Below are 14,747 nucleotides of genomic sequence, written 5' to 3' on the forward strand. Positions count from 1 at the left end.
GGACATGACGTCCCGGGCCCGGCCCTTTGTCGTGCCCTGCGTGCGGCTCCACCGCGTGTGGGGCTCTGCCCCAGCCCCTGCGCCTCAATCGCCGGCGGGGCTTGTTTCGGGCTCCGTTCCCAGGACCTGTGCCTCGATCGCGGGTGGGCTTGTTTCGGGGCTCCGCCCCGGGCCCCGCGCCTCAATCGCCGGCGGGGCTTGTTTTGCGGGTGGGCTTGTTTCGGGCCCCGCCCAGGACCCGCGCCTCAATCGCCGGCGAGGCTGAATTGTCCGGTCGGCGGGGCTGGACTTGGCCGCCGGACGGGCGGGAAAATCCAGCCCGTCCGGCGATTGAGGACACGCCCGAAGGGCGTCCGGGGCCTGGGGCCCGCCCCCCCCCCCACGCGGCGGAGCCGCAAATCGGCACCGCGGATAAGGGGCGGGTAGGGGAACAGGCCCCCCGCAGGCGGAAGGCGTTACACCTTGCGGAGGCGGAACGTCAGGGACAGGCCCTCGTCCGTGAAGGGGCCGCCGAAGCCGGCGTCCGCCTCGTCCGGTGTGAAGCTCGTCGCCAGAACCTCGTCCGCGATCAGAGCCGCATGCTCCGTCAGGGCCTCCGTCGTGGACGGGTCCGTCGAGGACCAGCGCACCGCGATCCGGTCCGCCACGTCCAGGCCGCTGTTCTTGCGGGCCTCCTGGATCAGCCGGATCGCGTCACGGGCCAGGCCCGCCAGGCGCAGCTCCGGGGTGATCTCCAGATCCAGCGCGACCGTCGCGCCCGAGTCCGAGGCCACCGACCAGCCCTCGCGCGGGGTCTCCGTGATGATGACCTCCTCCGGGGAGAGGGACACCGTCTCGCCGTCGACCTCGACCGTCGCCGTGCCCTCGCGCAGGGCCAGCGACAGCGCCGCGGCGTCCGCCTCGGCGACCGCCTTCGCCACCGCCTGGACGCCCTTGCCGAAGCGCTTGCCCAGCGCACGGAAGTTCGCCTTGGCCGTCGTGTCGACCAGGGAGCCGCCGACCTCGGAGAGGGAGGCCAGCGACGAGACGTTCAGCTCCTCCGTGATCTGGGCGTGCAGCTCGGGCGAGAGGGCCTCGAAGCCCGCCGCGGCCACCAGCGCGCGGGAGAGCGGCTGGCGGGTCTTCACGCCCGACTCCGCGCGCGTCGCGCGGCCCAGTTCCACCAGGCGGCGGACCAGCGCCATCTGGGAGGACAGGGTCGGGTCGATGGCGGCGAGGTCGGCCGCGGGCCAGGTCGAGAGGTGGACCGACTCCGGGGCGTCCGGCGTGACCGGGACGATCAGGTCCTGCCAGACCCGCTCCGTGATGAAGGGGGTGAGCGGGGCCATGAGGCGGGTCACCGTCTCGACGACATCGTGCAGGGTGCGCAGCGCCGCCTTGTCGCCCTGCCAGAAGCGGCGGCGCGATCGGCGTACGTACCAGTTGGACAGATCGTCGACGAACGAAGACAGAAGCTTGCCGGCGCGCTGGGTGTCGTACGACTCCAGGGACGAAGTGACCTGGTCCACCAGCGCGTTGAGCTCGCTCAGCAGCCAGCGGTCCAGGACCGTGCGCTCCGCCGGCGCCGGATCCGCCGCGGACGGCGCCCAGTTGGACGTACGGGCGTACAGCGCCTGGAAGGCCACCGTGTTCCAGTACGTCAGAAGGGTCTTGCGGACCACTTCCTGGATCGTGCCGTGGCCGACCCGGCGGGCGGCCCACGGGGAGCCGCCGGCCGCCATGAACCAGCGGACCGCGTCCGCGCCGTGCTGGTCCATCAGCGGGATGGGCTGAAGGATGTTCCCCAGGTGCTTGGACATCTTGCGGCCGTCCTCGGCGAGGATGTGGCCCAGGCAGACCACGTTCTCGTACGAGGACTTGTCGAAGACCAGCGTGCCCACGGCCATCAGCGTGTAGAACCAGCCGCGCGTCTGGTCGATGGCCTCCGAGATGAACTGCGCCGGGTAGCGCTTCTCGAAGAGCTCCTTGTTCTTGTACGGATAGCCCCACTGCGCGAACGGCATCGAACCCGAGTCGTACCAGGCGTCGATGACCTCGGGAACGCGCGTCGCGGTCTCCTGGCAGGTCGGGCACGAGAACGTGACATCGTCGATGAAGGGACGGTGCGGGTCCAGCGCCGACTGGTCCGTGCCGGTCAGCTCGGTCAGCTCGGCGCGCGAGCCGACGCACGTGAGGTGGTTCTCCTCGCAGCGCCAGATCGGCAGCGGCGTCCCCCAGTAGCGGTTCCGCGACAGTGCCCAGTCGATGTTGTTGTTCAGCCAGTCGCCGTACCGGCCGTGCTTGACCGAGTCCGGGAACCAGTTGGTGTTCTCGTTCTCCTCGAGCAGCCGGTCCTTGACGGCGGTGGTGCGGATGTACCAGGACGGCTGCGCGTAGTAGAGCAGCGCGGTGTGGCAACGCCAGCAGTGCGGGTAGCTGTGCTCGTACGGGACGTGCCTGAAGAGCAGACCGCGGGACTGCAGATCGTCCACGAGGGTCTCGTCGGCCTTCTTGAAGAAGACGCCGCCGACCAGCGGGACGTCCTCCTCGAAGGTGCCGTCCGGGCGGACCGGATTCACGACCGGCAGGCCGTACGCGCGGCAGACCTTGAGGTCGTCCTCACCGAAGGCGGGGGACTGGTGGACCAGACCCGTACCGTCCTCGGTCGTCACATACTCGGCATTGACGACGTAGTGCGCTTCCGAAGGGAACTCGACGAGAGCAAAGGGACGGTCGTACGTCCAGCGCTCCATCTCGGCGCCCGTGAAGGACTGCCCGGTGGTCACCCAGCCCTCGCCCAGCGCCTTCTCGAGCAACGGCTGCGCGACGACGAGCTTCTCCTCGCCGTTCGTCGCGACGACGTACGTGACATCGGGGTGCGCGGCGACGGCGGTGTTGGAGACCAGGGTCCAGGGAGTCGTTGTCCACACGAGGAGGGCCGCTTCGCCGGCCAGCGGGCCGGAAGTCAGCGGGAAGCGCACGAAGACGGACGGGTCCACGACCGTCTCGTAACCCTGCGCCAGCTCATGGTCCGAGAGGCCGGTGCCGCAGCGCGGGCACCAGGGGGCGACACGGTGGTCCTGGACCAGCAGGCCCTTGTTGAAGATCTCCTTCAGCGACCACCAGACCGACTCGATGTACGACGGGTCCATGGTGCGGTACGCGTCGTCGAGGTCGGTCCAGTAGCCCATGCGGGTCGTCAGCTCGGCGAACGCGTCCGTGTGCCGGGTCACCGACTCACGGCACTTGTCGTTGAACTCCGCGATGCCGTACGCCTCGATGTCCTTCTTGCCGGAGAAGCCGAGCTCCTTCTCGACGGCGAGCTCGACCGGCAGACCGTGGCAGTCCCAGCCGGCCTTGCGGGCGACGTGGTAGCCGCGCATGGTGCGGAAGCGCGGGAAGACGTCCTTGAAGACGCGGGCCTCGATGTGGTGCGCGCCGGGCATGCCGTTGGCGGTCGGCGGCCCCTCGTAGAACACCCACTCGGGGCGGCCCTCGGACTGCTCGAGGCTCTTGGCGAAGATCTTGCTCTCGCGCCAGAAGTCGAGCACGGCGTGCTCGAGCGCGGGCAGATCGACCTGGGCGGGCACCGGGCGGTACTGGGGTGGTGTCATCGACGAGCTCCTCCAACGGACAGGGTCTGTTCCGTCGGAGGGACGAGAGCGCGAGCTCCCGCGGTACCACCCTCCTTGGCCCGCCGGCCGTGGCCGGTGAGCCCCCTCATTGGGGTCGCGATGCCGGGTCTAGTCGCCCGCGGTCGTGCTGCGGGCTTTCTTCCGACGGCTCAGGGGTGATCCTTCACCTCGTGCTCGCCCCCGGGCTCTCACCGTCCCCGGGTCGCTCATGGCTGCGTACGAAGCTACTCGTCCCCATCCACGCCTTTCGCTCCGCCCAGTGTACGGGCCCGTACGGCGGGGGGCCGACCGCATTTCCCCGGGCCTTCCCCCAGCTCGCCCGCGGCCGCGCGGTTGACCCGAATGGCCATACGGGGTCCGGCGGACTCCGGCTCCGCCCGGCCGGCGGATTACCGGGCGGGGAGCTGGGCACAACGGATGCAGGTTCGTCTTGCCCCGGCCGGGGCGGGCCGGACCGGCGGCGTGCCCCGTTTGCCGCGGAGCTGTGGTCGATTTATCGTCCCAGCACGATTCGCGCGCAAGATCACAGTATGTGAAGGGGCCGCGGCCATGGTGGCGAAGAAGACTGCTGAGAAGTCGGCGTCCGCACGATCCACCGCCGCTGAGGCGGCGGCCAAGCACACGAGCGGGAAGAACAACGCCGTCGCGAAGAAGGCCGCGGCAGGTACCGGTGAGGGGGCCACGAAGAAGACCGTGGCCGACAAGAAGACCGCGGCGGCGGAGAAAGCGGTGACGAAGAAGGCGTCGGCGGGTAAGGCACCCGCGAAGGAGGCGCCCGCGGAGAAGACGACGTCGGCGAAGAAGGCGACCGGGAAGAAAGCCGCGGCCGGGAAAGCGTCCGCCAGGAAGACGTCCGCCAAGAAGACGTCTGCGAAGAAGACCACCCCCAGCAAGACGACTGCGAAGAAGGCGACTGCCGTGCAGGAGACGGCCGCATCGGTGCCTCAGACAGCGCCGGTGAAGAAGGCACCTGCGAAGAAAGCCGCGGCCAGGAAGGCGGCGCCCGCTGGGGCGACCGCCAAGAAGGCCGCCAAGAAGGCCGCACCTGCGGCCAAGGGGGCGGCCCAGGCCGCCGAGCAGACAGGAGCCAGAACGGTGGGAGCGAAGAAGACCGCAGGTGCGGCATCAGCTGCCGGCAAGAGCGCGACAGCGATGCCCACGGCCCCTACAGCGGCCGCGACACGGCCGGAGGAGCTCGCCGTACGGCCCGGCGAGGACCCGTGGACCCCGGAAGAGGTCGCCGAGGCGCGCGCCGAGCTGGAGAGCGAGGTGACTCGGCTGAACAGTGAGCTCACCTCCTCGGAGGCGGCGCTGGCCGGGCTGATGCGGGACTCCGGGGACGGTGCGGGCGACGACGACGCCGACACCGGCACAAAGAACATCACGCGCGAGCACGAGATGTCCCTCGCCGCCAACGCCCGGGAGATGCTGGAGCAGACCGAGCGGGCGCTCCTGCGGCTCGACGCGGGGACGTACGGGCTCTGCGAGATCTGCGGCAAGCCGATCGGAAAGGCCCGTATGCAGGCGTTCCCACGCGCCACACTCTGCGTGGAGGACAAGCAGAAGCAGGAGCGGCGGGGCTGACCGCGGGCTGAGACTCCGCATGTGTGTGCCGTACCCTCGTGCTCAGTCAGGCACCTAGGTTGAGGGACTCACGTGGCAGAGGCGGAGCGCATCATCGGTACGCCAGATGTTGACGACGAGGCTGCGGCGCCCGCCGAGCAGCCCAAGGGCAGCCGCAAGATCGCTGTGCTGTTCGGCGTGGCGGTCGTGGCCTACCTGATCGACCTCGTCAGCAAGATGCTCGTGGTGGCCAAGCTGGAGCACCACGAGCCGATCAAGATCATCGGCGATCTGCTGAAGCTCGCGGCGATCCGGAACCCCGGCGCGGCCTTCGGCATGGGCGAGGCCTTCACCGTGATCTTCACCTGCATCGCGGCGACGGTGATCATCGTGATCGCCCGGCTGGCGCGCAAGCTCTACAGCCTGCCCTGGGCGATCGCCCTCGGGTTGCTGCTGGGCGGTGCGCTCGGCAATCTCACCGACCGGATCTTCCGTGCGCCGGGCGTCTTCAAGGGCGCGGTCGTCGACTTCATCGCGCCCGCGCACTTCGCCGTCTTCAACCTCGCCGACTCCGCGATCGTCTGCGGCGGCTTCCTGATTGTGATCCTGTCCTTCAGGGGGCTGGACCCCGACGGGACAGTCCACAAGGACTGACAAGGCATACTCGTCGGGTGAGTACAGTTCCCGAGATCCGCACCCTGCCCGTACCCGATGGCCTTGAGGGCGAGCGCGTCGACGCCGCCATCTCCCGGATGTTCGGGTTCTCCCGTACGAAGGCGGCCGAGCTGGCAGCTGCCGGGAAGGTGCAGGTCGACGGTTCGGTCGTCGGAAAGTCCGAGCGTGTGCACGGCGGCGCGTGGCTCGAGGTGGAGATGCCTCAGGCGTCCGCGCCGGTGCAGATCGTGGCCGAGCCGGTCGAGGGCATGGAGATCGTGCACGACGACGACGACATCGTCGTGATCATGAAGCCGGTGGGCGTGGCCGCGCATCCGAGCCCGGGCTGGACCGGGACGACGGTGATCGGCGGTCTTGCGGCGGCCGGGTACCGGATCTCGACGTCGGGCGCGGCGGAGCGGCAGGGGATCGTGCACCGGCTGGACGTCGGCACGTCCGGGCTGATGGTCGTCGCCAAGTCGGAGCGGGCGTACACCCTGCTGAAGGCGCAGTTCCGGGACCGGGTCGTGGACAAGCGGTACCACGCGCTGGTGCAGGGGCACCCGGACCCGATGAGCGGGACGATCGACGCGCCGATCGGCCGGCACCCGAACCACGACTACAAGTGGGCGGTCACGGCGGAGGGCAAGCCGTCGGTGACGCACTACGACCTGATCGAGGCGTACCGGGCGGCGTCGCTGCTGGACATCAAGCTGGAGACCGGGCGTACGCACCAGATCCGGGTGCACATGGCGGCGCACAAGCACCCCTGCGTGGGCGATCTGACCTACGGCGCGGACCCGACGCTGGCGAAGCGGCTGGGACTGAGCAGGCAGTGGCTGCACGCGGTGCGGCTCGGCTTCGAGCACCCGTCGGACGGGCAGTGGGTCGAGTTCGGGAGCACGTACCCGGACGATCTGCAGGAGGCGCTGGACAAGATCGCGGCGGAGAGCGCGTGAGCGTTTTCCTGGTGCGGGAGGCGGTCGGCCCGGCCGACCGTGAGGCGTGTTTCGCGGTCCGGAAAGAGGTCTTCGTCGTCGAGCAGGGGGTGCCGGAGGAGATCGAGTACGACGCGTTCGACGCGGAGGACGCGGCCACGGTGCATGTCCTCGCGGTCGGCGCGGACGGGGTCTCGCTGGGCACGGGCCGCCTGCTGCACGGCCCGGCCGCGGCGGGCAGGACCGGCGGCGACGATTCGGTGGGCTCGCTGGGCCGGCTCGCGGTGAACAAGGCGGCGCGGGGACTCGGCGTGGGCGTGGCGCTGGTGCGGGGCATCGAGGAGGCGGCGCGGGAGCGCGGGCTGGCGTCGGTGGACCTGCATGCGCAGACGCAGGCGGTGGGGTTCTACGAGCGGCTGGGGTATGTGGCGTACGGGGCGGAGTTCCTGGACGCGGGGATCGGGCATCGGGCGATGCGGCGGGCGCTGTAGCCGAGGCCGGGGGGTTGCTCTCCTGACCCGCCCCTCCTGGTGTATCGATGCGCGGCTTCGCCGCGTGGTGGGGGCCCGTCCGGGCGCCCCGCCCCTCAGCGCGGCAGGCCCCAGCGCGTCCAGGTGCCCAGCGGTGGGACCTCTCTCGGTGGGGACGGGCGCGTGCCCTTCGTCGTGATCACCGCCGTTGCGTGGCGCGGGAGTCGGATGGCTGCGCGAGTCGGTCCGATGGGCAAGGGGGAGTAGCCGATGCCGCCGCGCCACTGGCCGCGCTGGTCCTGGACCTCGGAGTGGCTGAGCATCAGCTTCAGGGTGTTCGCCGTCCGGCCGGCGTAGAGCTGGGCGCCGAAGCGGCCGTTGGCGAGGAAGGGGCCTTCCTGCCAGGACGTGGGGAGCTTGCGCCAGACCATGGCGGCCGCCCTGACCGTCTCCTCGTACGGGTCGGCCTCCGCGGAGGAGTTGGGGTGGGGCGCGGAGGCGGATGCGGGTGCGGCCCAGGCAGTGGGGGACGCCGCCAGCCAGAGGGCGGTGCCGGCCGCGGAACCGAGTACGTCACGTCGTCTCATGCCCGCATGGTGCCCGTGCCCCAGCAGAACCGGAAGGCCTCTCGCGTCACCAAACATCCGATGGCTGTTCAGGATGATGAATCAGAGATCTTTGCCATAGGGGATGTTGGGAAGGTTGAGGTGCTTTGCGTGGCAGGCTTGAGGATCTGATCGTTGAGGTTTCCCACCGCCGGAGGGCACACCGTGGACCAATTGGCGCTGCTGTTCGCGCTGTTGCTGGGGGCCGTGGTGACGGTGCCGCTGGGCGAGCGTCTCGGCCTGCCCGCGCCCGTGCTGATGACACTGGCCGGGATCGCCCTGGCCTTTGTGCCGTTCGTGCCGAACGTCGACGTGCCGCCGGATCTCATCCTTCCGCTGTTGCTGCCGCCACTGCTGTACGCCTCGGTACAGCGCACCTCCTGGCGGCAGTTCACGGCCAACATCCGGCCGATCCTGCTGCTCGCGGTCGCGCTGGTGTTTGTGACGACGGCGGCGGTGGCGGCCGTCGCCAACGCGATCGTGCCGGGGCTGCCGGTCGCCGCGGCGCTCGCGCTGGGCGCGCTCGTCGCGCCGCCGGACCCGGTCGCCGCGACCGCCGTCGCCGGGTCGCTCGGACTGCCACGGCGGCTGACCTCCATCCTGGAGGGCGAGGGGCTCTTCAACGACGTCACGGCCATCGTGCTCTACCACGTGGCGATCGCCGCCGCGGTGAGCGGGACGTTCTCCTGGCCGGCCGCGGTGGGGGAGCTGGTGCTCTCGGGCGTGGTGGCCGTGGCGGTGGGGCTCGCCCTCGGCTGGCTCTCCAACAAGCTGATGAGCATGCTCGGCGACGCCACACTGCAGATCGGCCTCTCGCTGATGGTGCCGTTCGTCAGCTATGTGCTCGCGGAGGAGCTGAAGGGGTCGGGCGTGCTCGCCGTCCTCACCACCGCGCTCTTCCTGGCCGAGCACACCGCCGACGCCGACGACGTGATGGGGCGGCTGGCCGGAAACACCTTCTGGCAGGTCGTCGACATGCTGGTGACCGGAGTCGCGTTCGGCCTCATCGGACTTGAACTGCACCACGTCTTCGGCACGGCCAACGGGCGCGAGGCGCAGATGCTGGAGTGGGGCGCGGTGATCGTCGCGGTCGTCGTGGTGGTTCGGCTGCTGTGGCTGATGCCTGCGACCTGGCTCGCCAAAAGACTGCACAACCTGCGGGACTACAACGAGGAAATCCCCGTGAGCTGGCGGGAGACCGTCGTCATGTGGTGGTCGGGGATGCGCGGCGTGGCATCGGTCGCGCTGGCACTCGCCATTCCGCGGAAGACGGACAGCGGGGCGGACTTTCCGGCGCGGGACGAGATCATCTTCATCGCGTTCGCGGTCATCCTGGCCACGCTCGTTCTCCAGGGGCTGACGCTGCCCTGGCTGGTACGGCGGCTCGGCGTACGCGCGGACGCGGACGCCGAGCGGGAACTGGAGCGGAGCCTGGCCCGCCGCGCGGCGAAGGCGGCGAAGCACCGGCTGCGGGAGATCGAGGCGGTGGAAGAACTGCCGGAGGACATCAGCGATCGGCTGTTGCGCGGGGCGTACGACATGGGGGCGAGGATCAGCCCGGACATCGTCGACGACGAGCGGCGCGAGTGGTTCGCGAAGCGGGATGAACGTCTCAGGACAGTGCAGCGGATCCAGCGGGAGATGATGTCGGCGGCGCGCCACGAGGTGCTCTCGGCCCGCAACGAACCGGGCGCGAACCCGGAGGTGGTGGACCGGGTCCTGCGACACCTGGACGTACGCAGCATGCGGTGACGGGGTGGTCGCGGCTCGCGGTGCGTGGCGGCGCGGCGGCGCGGCGGGAGCCTTGCGGCGACCGGACGTCAGCCCCGGCCCGTCCGCGGCTGCGTTTCCCCGTCGTGGTCTCCGTCGCCCTGCTCGGGCAGGTCCACACTTGGTGCGGGCTCCGCGGCCGCCGGCCACGATCCGTCCGGCGGCAGCACACCCGGCGACGTCGCGATCCGCGGCAGCGCGTACGGATGCTTCTCGGACAGCCACGCGATCATCTGCTCCCGTACGGCACACCGTGCCGTCCAGATGTCGTCGGCGTCCTTGGCCGTGACCACCGCCCGTACCTGCATCGTGGTGGGCGTGGTGTCCGTCACCGCCAGGCTCCAGTCCCGGCCGTCCCACGCCGCGCACTCCCGCAGGATGTCGTGCAGCTTCTCGCGCATCAGGGCGACCGGCGCCGAGTGGTCCAGATGGAAGAAGACCGTTCCGGTCATCTGCGCCCCGCCGCGCGACCAGTTCTCGAAGGGCTTGCTGGTGAAGTACGACACCGGCATGGTGATCCGCCGCTCGTCCCAGGTCCGCACCGCCAGAAACGTCAGCGTGACCTCCTCGATCACACCCCACTCGCCGTCCACGACCACCGTGTCGCCGATCCGCACCATGTCGCCGAAAGCGATCTGGAAACCGGCGAAGAGATTGCCGAGCGTGGACTGCGCGGCGACACCGGCGACGATGCCGATGATGCCCGCGGAGGCCAGCATCGAGGCGCCGACCTTCTCCATACCGGGAAAGGTCAGCAGCATCGCGGCGACCGCCACCACCACGACGACCGCGATGACGATCCGCATGATCAGCGTGACCTGCGTTCGCACCCGCCGTACCCGGGCCGGATCGCGGGTCGACGACGCGTAGCGGGCGTACGAGGACTCCACGGCGGCGGAGACCATCCGTACCACCAGCCAGGCGCCGGCACTGATCAGGACCAGCGAGAGGGCATGTCCGATGCCGGCCTCGTACTCCTCGATGAGCTGCCACTGCGTCTCGCGGTAGGTCCCTCTCAGCAGGGCGGTGAGCAGGACGACCTGGAGGGGCAGCCGGCAGCGGCGCAGCAGCCCCCACAGGGGGGTCTCGGGGTGGCGGGCGTCCACGCGGCGCAGCAGCAGGTCGACGACCCAGCCGAGCAGCAGGGTGAGCACGACCGAGCCACCGACCACGGTCAACGGGCGCAATGCGTTCTCCATGACTCCGATTGACTCCGATTGACTTCGACAGCAACTGGCAGGATGGCCGAATGAACATCATGCTCTTTCATTCGGTCTACGGTCTGCGTCCGGCCGTGCACGCGGCAGCCGAGCGGCTGCGCGCCGCCGGACACCAGGTTCGCGTGCCCGACCTCTTCGAGGGACAAACCGTCGAGAGCGTCGAAGAGGGCAGGGAGCTCAAGGACAAGATCGGCCAGGAGGAGCTGCTGCGCCGCGCGATCCTGGCCGCCGCGCCCCACTCCGACGAGGGGCTGGTGTACGCGGGCTTCTCCCTCGGTGGCTCGATCGCGCAGAACCTCGCGCTGGGCGACGAGAAGGCCCGCGGGCTGCTGCTGATGCACGGCACGTCCGACATCGCGGACGGTGCGAGCGTGGACGAGCTGCCCGTACAGCTGCATGTCGCGGACCCCGACCCGTTCGAGCCGCACGACTGGCTGAGCGCCTGGTATCTGCAGATGCAGCGGGCGGGCGCGGATGTGGAGATCTACCGCTATCCGGGGGCCGGGCATCTGTACACCGACCCCGATCTGCCGGACTACGACGAGGAGTCGGCCGAGCGGACCTGGCGGATCGCGCTGGGATTCCTGGAGACGCTCCAGCGGGACCAGTGAACGGCTGCCCGCCGCGGGTGCGGCGGGCAGCCTGGTGTCAGCCCGCCCGGTAGGCGGTCCAGCTGTCCTTCATCCGCTGCACCTGACCCGCGGTGAACTGGTACATGCACGGGTCGTAGGTGTAATCCATGAAGTTGTGGATCGGGTCCACACCGGTTTTGTTGGTGCAGCTGTCACGGCCGGTCGGGCAGGCGGTCGCGGCGGTCTTCTCGGCCGGGGTGTCCGAGACATAGTCGCCGCTGCCGGTGCAGCCGCCCTGGAAGGTGTGGTACAGCCCCATCCAGTGGCCGACTTCGTGGGTGGCGGTGTCGCCCTCGTTGTAGTTGGTCGCGGAACCGCCGGGCAGCGAGGTGTCGAGGACCACCACACCGTCGTCGGACGGGTCGGAGGCATACGAGGACGGGAAGGTGGCCCAGCCGAGCAGGCCGTCACCGAGGCTGGCGGTGTAGAAGTTGAGCGCGCCGGCGCCGCCCTTGCGCAGCTGCGACTTCATGGCCGTCTCGGCGGAGGAGCCCGGCTGGATGCCGTTGTACCAGGTGGCGTTGTCCGTGTAGTCCGTGCCGGCCAGCGAGAACTGGAAGCTCGAGTTGGAGTTGCCGGTGCCCTGGCCTGCGTAGGCCGCGTTGAGGACCGAGATCTGCTTGGAGATGTCGGTGGCGGTGAGCTTGCCGGTCGAACCGCTGTGGATGACGTGGAAGTAGACCGGGATGGTGGTCGCGGTGGCGACCGACAGTCTGCGGCCGTCGGTCCGGGCCGCCTCGACTCTCTTCTTCAGATCCGCGTCCATGGCCTTGGCCTTGGCGGCGGTGACCTCATTGGGCTCGTGGGCCTGGACGCCGCCGACGGGACGGGCCTTGCGGGCGGCGGCGCTCGTGCCGGTGTCCTCGGCGCACTCGTCGGAGGCGTTGGACACCTTGGAGACGGTCTTGGCGGCAGGTGCCTTGGTGGCGGCGATCCCCGTGGGGGCGGAGAGCGGCGAGAGGGCCAGGGTTCCGGCCATGATTGCTGTACCGAGTACGCGGTTGCGCAAACGCGGCGATATTCGGGCAAGAGTCCGCACGGTGTCTCCTCGCGTGGGGGTGGGGGAGTGGCCTTTTTCTGGCCACCGCGGGGAGATTACGGGTGCATGACAGGGCTTGATGAGAGGCGATCAAGCCCAATCAACCCGCGTAGACTGCGGACAACCGGGATAAACGCCCGCGCCCTCTTCGGGCGTTGAGATCCTCACGTAACAAGTGGGGCTACAGAGACGGGTGGTGTGTCCGCTTTCAAGCCACGGATCACACCACCCGTCGTCTCGATGTGATCACTGGTTAACACATCGCGGAGTGGCTGGAATTCGCCGTCAGCGCACCGGCTGATTCACCCGCTCGACCTTCTGCGTTCCACTGAGCGTCCGGTAGGAGCGGGCCCACTTCGAGGTCGCGTCCTGCTTCGTCTTGTCGGACAGGACGTAGTAGTCCATCTGCGAGCGCTCGGCGGTGACATCGAGGACGCCGTAGCCGTGGTTGTCCATGTCGATCCACTTCACATGGCGGTTGGCCGCCTTGACGGCGGCGGAGGCCACCAACGAGACCGTGCCCGGCGCGACATGAAGGATGTCGTCCAGGTTGTCGGAGGTCACCGACGTCACCACGAACTCGGTCGCGGCGGACTCCGAGAAGGGATACGTCGCGGCCTTGACCGGGACGTCGTTGGCCCAGGCCATGTGGATGTCGCCGGTGAGGAAGACGGTGTTCTCGATGCCGCGCTGCGTCAGATGCGCGAGCAGTTCCCTGCGGTCGTCCGTGTAGCCGTCCCACTGGTCGACGTTGACCGCGAGGCCCTCCTTGGGCAGGCCGAGCAACTCCGCTATCGGCTCCAGCAGATGGGCCGGTACGGAGCCGAAGGCGACCGGCGAGATCATCACCGAGGTGCCGACCAGCTTCCAAGCCGCGTCGGATCCGGCCAGGCCGGACTTCAGCCAGTCCAGCTGGGCGCGGCCGGTGATCGTACGCTCCGGGTCGTCCACGCTGCCGTTGCCGACCGTCGTCTGCTGCGAGCGGAAGGACCGCAGATCGAGCAGGTGCAGATCGGCGAGCTTGCCGAAGCGCAGCCGGCGGTAGACGGTGCCCTCGGTGGAGGCGCGTACGGGCATCCACTCGAAGTAGGCCTGGCGGGCGGCGGCGGCGCGGGCCGCCCACTCGCCCTCGGTGCCCGGGGTGTGGTTCTCCGCGCCGCCCGACCAGGCGTCGTTCGCGAACTCGTGGTCGTCCCAGATCGCGATCACCGGATGCGCGGCGTGCAGCGTCTGCAGGTCGGTGTCCGTCTTGTACGTGGCGTGGCGGGTGCGGTAATCGGCGAGCGTGATGATCTCGTTCTTCGGCGAGTGCTGCCGTACGACGTACTTCGGCTCCGGGTAGCCGCCGGTGGCGTACTCGTAGATGTAGTCGCCGAGATGGAGGATCGCGTCGAGGTCGGTACGGGCGGCCAGATGCCGGTACGCGGAGAAGTAACCGGACTCCCAGTTGGCGCAGGAGACCACACCGAAGCGGACACCGGGTGTGGCGGCGTCGGTGGCCGGGGCGGTGCGGGTGCGGCCGACGGGGGAGAGGACGGTACCGGCGGTGAAGCGGAAGTAATAGGCGGTCGCCTGGCGCAGGCCCCTTACGTCAACCTTGACGGTGTGGTCGGAGGCGGCCTTCGAGGTGGTGGTGCCGCGGGCGACGACACGGGTGAATCCCTTGTCCTCGGCGACCTCCCAACTCACCGCGGTGTCCGGGCCCTTGCCCGAGCCGGGCACGGCATCGGGGGTGGGCGTGATGCGCGTCCACAGCAGCACGCCGTCGGGCAGCGGGTCGCCGGAGGCCAGGCCGTGCAGGAAGGCGGGGGCCTCCTGGGCGGAGGCGGCGTTTGCGGAGGTGGCGGCCGCGAGGGCGGGAGCGGCGACGACAGCGGTGGCGGCGGCGGCCTTGACGACCGTGCGGCGGCTGGGAGTTGAGGAGAGTCGACTGGTCACGGCCGATCAGACTACTGATCGGTAAGACGAATGGGTGACCGAACGGGGAAAGTTCGCCGGGTGATGGGGAACGGTCTACCGGGGTGTTGCTTGTGGGTCGGGTGGGGGCGTGGTGGTAACCGTGCGGAACCGGGCGAACGGGGGTGTTCCCCCCCACCCCGCCCCTTCCCTGAACTGAGGGCGAGCCCCCCGAAAGAGGTGGGGTGTGGGGGGGGACGCCCCCACACCCCCCCCACGCCCCCGCAGGCGGTAACGCCGTAAGAGCCGTGGTGGTAGCCCCGGTGTACAGTTACACCCACCAAGG

11 protein-coding genes are annotated in these 14,747 nt (G+C 69.6%); 6 read left to right on the forward strand and 5 right to left on the reverse strand.

Annotated elements, in window-relative coordinates:
- Positions 1 to 455 precede the first annotated feature (455 nt).
- Entirely contained in the window at positions 456 to 3,593 is a 3,138-nt protein-coding gene (gene ileS / locus ACFWDI_RS40000) for an isoleucine--tRNA ligase (protein ID WP_385311921.1), read from the reverse strand.
- A gap of 570 nt (positions 3,594 to 4,163) precedes the next feature.
- Here ileS and ACFWDI_RS40005 point away from each other — a divergent pair.
- The 4 genes from ACFWDI_RS40005 (at position 4,164) to ACFWDI_RS40020 (ending at position 7,260) form a co-directional block, all read left to right on the forward strand.
- Positions 4,164 to 5,198 carry a TraR/DksA C4-type zinc finger protein gene (locus ACFWDI_RS40005; RefSeq protein WP_385311923.1) on the forward strand — a complete coding sequence of 345 codons (1,035 nt, stop codon included), beginning with the start codon at positions 4,164 to 4,166 and terminating at the stop codon, positions 5,196 to 5,198.
- Positions 5,199 to 5,270: 72 nt separating this feature from the next.
- On the forward strand, positions 5,271 to 5,831 hold the full coding sequence (gene lspA, locus ACFWDI_RS40010; RefSeq protein WP_362675381.1) for a signal peptidase II: 561 nt from the start codon (positions 5,271 to 5,273) through the stop codon (positions 5,829 to 5,831).
- Positions 5,832 to 5,848: 17 nt separating this feature from the next.
- A complete protein-coding gene (locus tag ACFWDI_RS40015; protein WP_385311924.1) occupies positions 5,849 to 6,790 on the forward strand; it encodes an RluA family pseudouridine synthase in 942 nt (313 codons plus the stop codon).
- Positions 6,787 to 7,260, forward strand: a complete 474-nt coding sequence (locus tag ACFWDI_RS40020; RefSeq protein ID WP_327323012.1) for a GNAT family N-acetyltransferase — start codon at positions 6,787 to 6,789, stop codon at positions 7,258 to 7,260. The genes ACFWDI_RS40015 and ACFWDI_RS40020 overlap by 4 nt, the downstream gene beginning before the upstream one ends.
- 95 nt (positions 7,261 to 7,355) lie before the next feature.
- Here the strand turns inward: ACFWDI_RS40020 and ACFWDI_RS40025 are convergent, their stop codons facing one another.
- Positions 7,356 to 7,826, reverse strand: a complete 471-nt coding sequence (locus ACFWDI_RS40025) for a hypothetical protein (protein WP_385311926.1) — start codon at positions 7,824 to 7,826, stop codon at positions 7,356 to 7,358.
- 183 nt (positions 7,827 to 8,009) lie between these two features.
- Between ACFWDI_RS40025 and ACFWDI_RS40030 the strand changes: the two genes are divergently transcribed.
- Positions 8,010 to 9,596: a Na+/H+ antiporter gene (locus tag ACFWDI_RS40030; protein ID WP_385311927.1), complete on the forward strand. Its 1,587-nt coding sequence runs from the start codon at positions 8,010 to 8,012 to the stop codon at positions 9,594 to 9,596.
- Between the two features lie 68 nt (positions 9,597 to 9,664).
- Here the strand turns inward: ACFWDI_RS40030 and ACFWDI_RS40035 are convergent, their stop codons facing one another.
- Positions 9,665 to 10,813, reverse strand: coding sequence for a mechanosensitive ion channel family protein (locus tag ACFWDI_RS40035; RefSeq protein ID WP_385311928.1), 1,149 nt, complete (start codon positions 10,811 to 10,813; stop codon positions 9,665 to 9,667).
- A 50-nt stretch (positions 10,814 to 10,863) separates the two neighbouring features.
- Here ACFWDI_RS40035 and ACFWDI_RS40040 point away from each other — a divergent pair, with 50 nt between their 5' ends.
- Complete coding sequence (locus tag ACFWDI_RS40040) at positions 10,864 to 11,445, forward strand: dienelactone hydrolase family protein (protein WP_385311929.1); 582 nt, start codon at positions 10,864 to 10,866, stop codon at positions 11,443 to 11,445.
- Positions 11,446 to 11,482: 37 nt separating this feature from the next.
- On the opposite strand, the gene ACFWDI_RS40045 is transcribed toward ACFWDI_RS40040, so the two are convergent.
- Complete coding sequence (locus ACFWDI_RS40045) at positions 11,483 to 12,445, reverse strand: zinc metalloprotease (RefSeq protein ID WP_385311930.1); 963 nt, start codon at positions 12,443 to 12,445, stop codon at positions 11,483 to 11,485.
- A gap of 345 nt (positions 12,446 to 12,790) precedes the next feature.
- A complete protein-coding gene (locus ACFWDI_RS40050; protein WP_385311932.1) occupies positions 12,791 to 14,443 on the reverse strand; it encodes an alkaline phosphatase D family protein in 1,653 nt (550 codons plus the stop codon).
- Positions 14,444 to 14,747 lie beyond the last annotated feature (304 nt).

The sequence above is a fragment of the Streptomyces sp. NPDC060064 genome (assembly GCF_042736455.1).
Lineage (GTDB): Bacteria > Actinomycetota > Actinomycetes > Streptomycetales > Streptomycetaceae > Streptomyces.